This is a genomic window from Oligoflexia bacterium (assembly GCA_034439615.1).
In the GTDB taxonomy this organism is placed as follows: Bacteria; Bdellovibrionota; Bdellovibrionia; order JABDDW01; family JABDDW01; genus JAWXAT01.
This window is the reverse complement of sequence record JAWXAT010000053.1, coordinates 1-5,393: the sequence shown is the minus strand read 5'-3', so window position 1 is coordinate 5,393 and position 5,393 is coordinate 1. Positions and strand designations below refer to the sequence as shown.

Below are 5,393 nucleotides of genomic sequence, written 5' to 3'. Positions count from 1 at the left end.
CCTGATGGTGGTGAGATCTGGCTCGATGGCCAAGAAATTTCAAAACTTTCAGAGGATGATTACTTTCCAATCAGAAAAAAATGCGGAATGGTTTTTCAACACCCTGCGCTTTTTGATTCACTTACAGTAAGAGAAAATGTGGCCTTTGGGTTGCGCAGGCATTTTCCGCAGTTAAAAGAAAATGAAGTAAGAGAGCGGGTCACAAAGTTTTTAAGTCTTGTGAATCTTTCGGGTGTTGAAGAAAAACTTCCACCACATATAAGTTATGGAATGCAAAAACGTGTGAGTCTTGCGCGAACAGTTGCCATTGAGCCGCAGTATTTGTTGTTTGATGAACCCACAACTGGTCTTGATCCAGTGACGACAAACGCAATTAATCGATTGATTTTTGACTTATCAAGAAAATTAAAAACAACTTCCATTGTTGTTTCACACGACATGTATTGTGCTTTAGAAATCGCAGATCGTATTGCGGTTTTAGATCAAGGTAAAGTTTTGGCACTCGGAACCCCCGATGAACTTCGGCGTTCAAATGTTCCGTTGGTAAAAGATTTTTTGGCAGAAGTGGTAGAGGAAAAACGCACATGAAAAGTTTGCGCGCTTTTGAATATATATTTTCTGAGATAGGTGCGGCACTGCTTTTTATTCGAGATATCATTCGAATTGGCATTAAAAACCCATGCGATCGAAAAACTTTGCTTGAACAAATTTATCAAGTCACAACGCAATCACTTCTTACTACAGCCACCTCTGGTTTTTTCGTCGGTGCACTTTTAACTGTGCAGTTTAATATGCAACTTAAAACATTTAGCGCACTTTCTGTTCTTGGGGGGCTTTCTACAAGTGGAACGGTAAGAGAATTAGGGCCACTGCTTATTGCCTTTATGCTCAGCGGAAAAGTCGGTGCGTACACATCAGCAGAACTTGGTACCATGCGTGTGACTGAGCAAATCGACGCCATGAAATGTCTTGGCACAAACCCACTTCAGTATCTGATTTTACCAAGACTCATTGGAATCGTAATCTCAAGTTTTTTTCTTTTGCTCTTTGCACTTTTAATGTCTGTTTTGGGCGGAATCGTAATGGCCAAATTAGTTGCTCATATGAGTTTTTATGAATACATCAGCTCCATCCCACTTTACGTCACGGGAACTAGTATTTTAGGCGGTCTTTTTAAGTGCTTTATGTTTAGCGTTTTACTCGCGATTATTTGCACATACAAAGGCTATACGACAACGGGTGGTGCAAAAGGTGTTGGCCGAACAGTATTGGCCACTGCATTATCAACAATGGTTGGAATTAATTTAATGGATTGGTTCACAAGTTATATAGGTCGTGCATTATCGACGATTTTAGGAGTTTAACGATGGCTGAACTTGTTGCAAAAACAATGGTTGTCTTAAAACCTTTTGAGTTTTTAGGCGTAAGCCTCATAGCTTTTTACAAAGAATTAAAAAACATGTTGCTCTATTTTTTCGACGTGCTCTATGCGCTATTTACACCGCCATTTCGTGGCAAAGAAACCATGCAGCAGCTTTATTTTATCGGTGTAAAAAGTGCGCCGATTATTCTTTTTTCACTCAGTCTTGCAGCATCAGTGGCTATCTTAGAATATGCGTATCATATGAGACTTGTGCTTCATACCGCAGCACTTGTACCGGGTTTTGTTTCTTTACTTATTTTACGTGAACTTGGCCCCGTAATCACCGGACTCCTTTTAACTTCAAGAATTGGTGCTGGCATCACAGCTGAGCTTGGCACTATGCAAATCACTGAACAAATCGATGCGCTTAAACTTTTAAGTGTTGAACCGGTACGCTATCTTGTGATTCCACGCTTTATCGCCAGCATTTTTGCCAGCATGGCGCTTGTAGTTTTGGGTAATGCAACGTGTCTATTTTTTGGAATGTTAGTAAGTATCAGTCATCTTGATGTGACGATGGGTTCGTTCATCAGCGCTGTGAACCAGTTTGCTGGTTTTAAAGACTTCACTCTGGCCATCGTGAAAGCTGGTGTTTTTGGTAGCGTGATACCGATTATTAGCTGTTACTATGGATTCAATTGTAAACCCGGTGCAGAAGGGGTTGGTACGGCCACGACACAATCCGTCGTCGCTAATGCTGTAACCATCATCATATTAGACTTTATTTTAACTTATCTTTTTAGTTACCTTTATTAAAGGCATTCAACGAGGGCGCGCGGCTGTGAAGATTGAAACAAAAGTAGGTTTATTATTTACCGGTGCAGTAGTGATGATCATTATCTTCGCCTGGTTGATGGGTGTTTTAAATCCCTTTTCAAACGCATATACCGTTTACGTTCAATATAATTTTGCTGGCGGAATCGAAGTGGGTTCTCCTGTGCGAGTTATGGGCATCAAAGTCGGAAAAGTAGAACGTATTGATTTTGCACCATTTCAAAAAGATGTTCAGGGTAATGAAGTAAAATTAAAACTTACTGTCAGTATCGATAAAAAAGCCCGTGAAGCGATTCGCTACGATAGTAAATTCTTTATCAATCTTGCGGGTATTATCGGCGAAAAATTTTTAGAGGTGAGCCCCGGTTCAATTGAATCCCCAGTCTTGTCTGCGAATGCTGTCGTTCGAGGAGAAGATCCTCCACGAATTGATCAGCTGATCTCCCAGAGTTATGGTTTGGCAGGAAAAATTCTAGAACTCGTAAGCAAAAATGAAGGAAGTGTCACACATACACTTCAACTCTTTGATAATCTTGTGACAAATCTCAATCGAACATTAACCCAACTCGATAAGACGACTAAAAATGTTGAAGTGACAAAGCTTCTTAAAAATATGGTTGAGATTTCTGACGACGTACATTTTATGACTTCAAAAATACGTACTGCTGACGGAGAAAAAACATTACAACTCTTGCATCAGCTACTTTGGCGGTTAGAGCCTATGACAAAAGAAAATATTAGAGAATTTCTGCAAAAAGAAGGCATCAAAGCTAAGATTTTTTAAACATGTAGCTCAAACTGAAGCGTGCATGAATATCAAGGAGGATAGATTTGAAAAAACTTATGATTTTGACAATGCTCACATTAATCGTCTTATCAGCTACTCAAGCTCAAGCGCGTAGATCAGTTAAAGATGACGAAGTAGATAAAGTGCGTATTCCTTTTAAAGAAGCCGACACAGGTATTGAAATGCGAAAAATTCGCCGTGTGGGTATCGGTGCTCAAGCCGCCGGGGCATTAGGTATGGGCGGAATGATTTTAGATCTCAATATGTCACCAAAATGGAGTTTCACTACAGGTTTTGGTGGTGGTGAGGGTTTTCAGTCTTACATGTTTCAAGCAAAATATGTTCTGTCTGGTGATTGGTTGATGCCTTATCTTGGTTTTGGGTTTACTCATTGGGCAAGTATGGGAAAAACTGGGCGTATCACGAGAACAAATCCATCAATATTAAATGAAAAGCTTCTTAATGATGATGAAAAAGCGGCGGGCGAGTATCGAAAAAATATGTTTTTCCCAAGTATTGGACTTCAGTTCATGCAGCTTAAGGGTGCGTGGGCAGGGTCAGCCGTATTTGCAGAGATCACCGTTCTGTTTGATGTGGGTAATTTTGTGGCAGCACCTACTGGAACAGTCGGTCTCGCGTACTACTTCTAATTCTAAACATTTTATGAGGTTATAATGATTTTTTTTAAACGCTCACTTTTGTTTGCGTCAGTTATTTTATCTACGCAAATATTTCTCGCGCAAAATGCTCTTGCTTGGAGTTATCACCACCTTGTAACAAAAGCAGCGCTAAGCCACATTTTAGAATTGCGTGATGAAAAGGTTGTGCCAACACCGTTTAGTGAACTCGTGCGTGCGTTGGGTTATGCAAATGCGGATGAGTTTAATCAATCAATTTTAATTAATAAAAAATATATTTTTTCTCCCAAGCTAAACGAAAAACCCGGCGTTCCGATTAAGGCTATTGAAATATTAACGACGTATTCAGATGAGCCTGATTGGGGAATGGATATCGCACTTTTTGAGCCAGATCAGTATCCACAATTATGGAAAGACGAATATGCAATGATGGGTGGAAAAAAGGGCACATCTTCTCAAGGTTTTCGTCACATGTATTGGCAGAGCCTTACTTTGCGTGACCCAATCATCACGTTTAAATTACCTATCACTAAAACTTTTTCATCAATGGGGCAATCTCCTCAACGAGCTCTTGATTTTGTACGACTTGCTCGAAGGGCGGCTGCAAAAAATCAGCGCTATTGGTCTTTACGGTTTTTAGCAAATGCGCTTCATTATCTTGAAGATGTGTCACAACCATTTCATGCGGCGCAAACACCTACGAAAAAATTTATTGCCATGCCCTTTAAAGATGAAATGGGTTCTGGTAAAAAAGATTTCGTTTTGCAAATGCAACATATCATTGAGTATTATCATCACGCTTTTGAAGAGTATGTTGGTCGATTGATGAAAATGAATGCTGAGGGAGCCGCACACCCTGATGCAGCAGCGTTTGTGAATTACTTATCAGGTATGAGTACTGAAACATCAGAGCTTCCAAATTCAATACTTGATATTAAACTTCTCACTGAAAAAATGGCAGCCCTTGCAGCTCATCGAGGTGCACGTACGGGTCAAGTTTCTCTAGATTTTTTTCCCCGAATTAAAGTTTCATATGTCGAACTCGATATTGATGTGTACATGGATCAACCGTGGTGGAATTTTGTAATGGCCCAAGGGCAATTACCATCAGAAGCAAGAACCCAATACATGGCGATTGTAAGAGAAATGTTTGTAACATTGGGTGATGCCATCAGGCGCGTAGTCATGGCTGAGGCGAAAGTAAAAAACACGATGTTTGCGCTGGATGGTGTTGAAAGGTGAGTGGGTTATGGTTTTTTGTTTTTGAGTAACTTGGAAGTTAGTGGTTACTTGATTAGAGGATCTCCTTCGCCATCATAGTAATTAAATAATTAGGGTTGACCTGTAAGTTACGTTCACGACTCTATATGTTGTGCTTTATGATGGCCCGAGCAAAGGGTGGTGAGGTTTTGGATTTGATTTTGCCCTCCGTGACTAATTGGTATCTTGTGGTGAATTTCTATAAACCTTTGATTTTCACATTTTGAACCATCATAGTACCGGTGCTGGCATTTATCTTTATCCCTGAGAATGACTTGACGTTTGAGTTGAGTAGGAATCGAGCTTCTTTGAAATGGAATATCTGTATTTTGAAATAAAATCTCTCTGAAGTCTGATTGAGTTCTAGTTTTCGCATCAGTTTTAGTGCCTGTTTCTTCTTTTGTTTTCGTTGCTTCTTGAGTTTCAGTTTGTCTGGAATGTTCCGTCTTGAGACGGATATCCGGAGAAGGCGCGTCATTTTTCACCTTTTCTTCTTGTCGTTCAGCTCTTT

General features: G+C 40.0%; 7 protein-coding genes. 6 read left to right on the top strand and 1 reads right to left on the bottom strand.

The genetic code is table 11. From position 1 onward, the window contains the following. From SGI74_13110 to SGI74_13085, 6 genes are all read left to right on the top strand, one after another. Window positions 1–588: ATP-binding cassette domain-containing protein (locus SGI74_13110; protein ID MDZ4678434.1), on the top strand; the 588-nt coding region annotated here is incomplete at its 5' end. Next, a complete protein-coding gene (locus SGI74_13105) occupies window positions 585–1,364 on the top strand; it encodes an ABC transporter permease (protein ID MDZ4678433.1) in 780 nt (259 codons plus the stop codon). The genes SGI74_13110 and SGI74_13105, both read left to right, overlap by 4 nt. Window positions 1,365–1,366: 2 nt before the next feature. Further along, a complete protein-coding gene (locus tag SGI74_13100; GenBank protein ID MDZ4678432.1) occupies window positions 1,367–2,179 on the top strand; it encodes an ABC transporter permease in 813 nt (270 codons plus the stop codon). A 25-nt stretch (window positions 2,180–2,204) separates the two neighbouring features. After that, on the top strand, window positions 2,205–2,981 hold the full coding sequence (locus SGI74_13095; GenBank protein ID MDZ4678431.1) for an MlaD family protein: 777 nt from the start codon (window positions 2,205–2,207) through the stop codon (window positions 2,979–2,981). A 47-nt stretch (window positions 2,982–3,028) separates the two neighbouring features. Further along, entirely contained in the window at window positions 3,029–3,634 is a 606-nt protein-coding gene (locus tag SGI74_13090; protein MDZ4678430.1) for a hypothetical protein, read from the top strand. Window positions 3,635–3,658: 24 nt separating this feature from the next. Next, complete coding sequence (locus SGI74_13085) at window positions 3,659–4,864, top strand: hypothetical protein (GenBank protein MDZ4678429.1); 1,206 nt, start codon at window positions 3,659–3,661, stop codon at window positions 4,862–4,864. Between the two features lie 113 nt (window positions 4,865–4,977). Here SGI74_13085 and SGI74_13080 read toward each other — a convergent pair. Beyond that, on the bottom strand, window positions 4,978–5,393 hold a 416-nt coding region (locus SGI74_13080; GenBank protein MDZ4678428.1), incomplete at its 5' end, for an HNH endonuclease signature motif containing protein.

Coding starts and splice junctions, on each gene's coding strand:
- SGI74_13105 (MDZ4678433.1), top strand. CDS start 585: ATGAAAAGTTTGCGCGCTTTTGAATATATATTTTCTGAGATAGGTGCG.
- SGI74_13100 (MDZ4678432.1), top strand. CDS start 1,367: ATGGCTGAACTTGTTGCAAAAACAATGGTTGTCTTAAAACCTTTTGAG.
- SGI74_13085 (MDZ4678429.1), top strand. CDS start 3,659: ATGATTTTTTTTAAACGCTCACTTTTGTTTGCGTCAGTTATTTTATCT.